The sequence below is a fragment of the Pseudoalteromonas sp. Z1A6 genome (assembly GCF_011378745.1).
Lineage (GTDB): Bacteria > Pseudomonadota > Gammaproteobacteria > Enterobacterales > Alteromonadaceae > Pseudoalteromonas > Pseudoalteromonas arctica.
The window spans coordinates 1-1,784 of sequence record NZ_WTKW01000544.1 but is presented as its reverse complement, the minus strand read 5'-3'; the positions used below and the strand labels follow the sequence as shown (position 1 = coordinate 1,784).

The following is a 1,784-nucleotide window of genomic DNA, read 5'->3' as shown; positions in this document are numbered from 1 at the left end:
GTTTTTTTATGTTGTTTTATTAACAAAAAATATGTTCCCAAAGGTAGCATTTAGCGCTTTGGGTAGCAACAGTAAAAGGTAAAGTTCATATATCTGCCATATTAACGTCATAAAAAAGCGCGAAGTAAATTCGCGCTCGTATACTTAACTGCCGTTATATTTTAATACACACGTATTTTTCTTCTAGGTACTCATCCAGCCCTTGATGCCCACCTTCTCGGCCTAAACCAGATTGCTTAACGCCACCAAAAGGCGCTACTGGGTTTGATATAACACCTTCATTTACACCTACCATACCAAATTCAAGCCCTTCACTAATTCGGTAAATTTGCTTAATATTTTGGCTATAAAAATAGGCTGCTAGACCAAATGGTACATCGTTAGCAAGTGCAAGCACTTCACTTTCTTCATCAAAAGGAATAACCGTTAATACTGGACCAAATACTTCTTCGTGGTAAATATCCATGTCAGTAGTTACGTTGTTTACTATTAATGGGTTTTGAAAGCTGCCACCTAAGTCACTATTATCGCCAATCAACGTAGCACCTTTATCGAGTGCGTCTTGTACTAACTGTTGTACTTTCTCTTTGGCTTTAGGGTAAATGAGTGGGCCAATATCAACATCGTCTTCAAAACCATTTGCCACTTTTAACGCTGCAACCTTAGGCGTGATTTTTGACAGTACTTTGTCGAGAATATTACGCTGTATAAAGATACGGTTTGCAGCAACACATGCCTGCCCACTATTTCTAAATTTAGCCGCCATTAGCCCTTCTACAGCTTCATCTAAATCTGCATTATCAAAAATGATAAAAGGCGCATTGCCGCCAAGCTCCATCGAGGTGCGTTTAATTGTGTCTGCACATTGAGATAGCAACTGCTTACCTACACCGGTAGAGCCGGTAAATGTAAACTTACGCACGACTTCTGAATCAGTCAGCATTTTACCTACTGTTTTGGCATCTTGTGAAACCAGTACATTAAATGCACCTTTAACAAAACCAGCTTGATCGGCCAAATAAGCAAGTGCGATAGCACATAGTGGCGTATGTTCAGAAGGTTTAAGTATAAAGCTACAGCCCGCAGCGTAAGCTGGAGCTACTTTACGAGTAACCATAGCAACAGGGAAGTTCCAAGGCGTTATACCAGCTACAACACCGATAGGCTGCTTAAAGCTAGTTAAACGATGTGAGTCATCAGTTGGCGGAATCACGTCACCGTAACTACGCTTGGCTTCTTCTGCAAACCATTTGATAAAACCTGCACCGTAGTTAATTTCGCCAAGGGATTCTTTGAGCGGCTTGCCTTGCTCTTTGGTCATAAGCTCTGCAAGTGTTTGTTTGTGTTTTATAACTAGCTCATACCAGCGCATCAGCGTTTCGCTTCGCTCGGTGGCATTCGTCGCTTTTAATTTAACAAAAGCCCCTTGAGCTGCAGCTATTGCGCTATTTACACCCTGCTCGTCAATATCGCTTACATCAACAATACTTTTTTCGGTCGCGGGATCGTTAACGCTAAAGTGCGTATCAGTCTTATAAAATTCGCCGTTAATAAATGAGTCTGAGAAAATAAGATTACTCAAAATAAACCTCCGAAATAGATTTTAGGGATTGGGTTGAACTCTTAGCAGCGGGTTTACCCCGCGTTTATATAATCTGAAAAATACGTGATCATTTTGATGTTCAAGTTTGAGATTAGAAAAATTTAACTTAAAACGTTTGAGATTTAAAACGCGACATAAAGTCGCTGCTACGTGTTTATGAATGCTTTTTTGAAACAAAAAA

The 1,784-nt window shown here is 40.1% G+C and carries 1 protein-coding gene; it reads right to left on the bottom strand.

The window, feature by feature from the left end; translation table 11 throughout:
• Positions 1-154 precede the first annotated feature (154 nt).
• Positions 155-1,582: an NAD-dependent succinate-semialdehyde dehydrogenase gene (locus GQR46_RS19315; protein WP_165742159.1), complete on the bottom strand. Its 1,428-nt coding sequence runs from the start codon at positions 1,580-1,582 to the stop codon at positions 155-157.
• Between the last annotated feature and the right edge of the window lie 202 nt (positions 1,583-1,784).